Raw genomic sequence first — 797 nt, forward strand, 5'->3', positions numbered from 1 at the left:
CTCGTCTTCCAACGCCTTCAGCCGCTTGGCTTCTGAAGGCTCCATGCCGCCGAACTTCGCCTTCCAGGCATAGAAAGTGGCGCCGCTGATCCCGTGCCTGCGACAAACCTCGGCGGTCTTCGCGCCCGCCTCCTGCTCCCGCAAGATCGCGATGATCTGCTCCTCTGTGAACTTCGATCTCTTCATGTCCGGTCCTCTCCTTGGGCCGGACTCTAGCATCAGATGGACGAGTTATCGGGGGTCACAGCAGTGCCGGTCTCGAGCCGCGACGCCGATGACCTGAAACGCGCGCTGGAAATAAGTCCCGGGAGGACGTGATGGAAAAGACCTTCGCAAAGACGCTCAGCGCCAACGATGTGGGGACGACCGGTGGTCACATGGGCGGCATTCTGGTCCCGAAGGGGGATGGGGAACTTCTAGCCTTCCTGCCGCCGCTGGATCCTGAAACCCTGAACCCGTCAGCTTGGATCGACTGTATCACCCCAAAGGGCGAAACCCTGCGCCTGCGCTTTGTCTACTACAACAACAAGCTGCACGCACCGAACGGAACGTAAGCGGTGGCTGGACAGCACGATCAGCTTAGCTTGACGGCTTGAAGTTCCATGGGAGCAGCTCGTCGAGGCGGCTTTGCGGATGGCCGTTGGCGATGGCTGTCAGGGTAGTCTTGAGATAGGCGAAGGGCTCGATGCCGTTGATCTTGCAGGTTTCGATCAGTGAGGCGATGCGGCCCCAGGCGATGCCGCCTTCGTCGTGACCGGCGAAGAGCGCGTTTTTTCGATTGAGGGTGATGGGGCGGA

At 60.5% G+C, this 797-nt stretch carries 3 protein-coding genes; 1 reads left to right on the plus strand and 2 read right to left on the minus strand.

Annotated elements, in window-relative coordinates:
- A partial coding sequence (locus AC1DVR_RS23710) for a transposase (RefSeq protein WP_478002611.1) occupies window positions 1-186 on the minus strand: 186 nt, incomplete at its 3' end.
- A 131-nt stretch (window positions 187-317) separates the two neighbouring features.
- On the opposite strand from AC1DVR_RS23710, the gene AC1DVR_RS23715 reads away from it, so the two are divergent.
- Window positions 318-554 (plus strand): EcoRII N-terminal effector-binding domain-containing protein, encoded by a 237-nt coding sequence (locus tag AC1DVR_RS23715; protein WP_478003080.1) that lies wholly within the window; start codon window positions 318-320, stop codon window positions 552-554.
- Window positions 555-579: 25 nt separating this feature from the next.
- Here AC1DVR_RS23715 and AC1DVR_RS23720 read toward each other — a convergent pair.
- On the minus strand, window positions 580-797 hold a 218-nt coding region (locus AC1DVR_RS23720), incomplete at its 5' end, for a transposase domain-containing protein (protein ID WP_478003081.1).

The organism is Rhodobacter sp. P2_H5 (genome assembly GCF_056403335.1).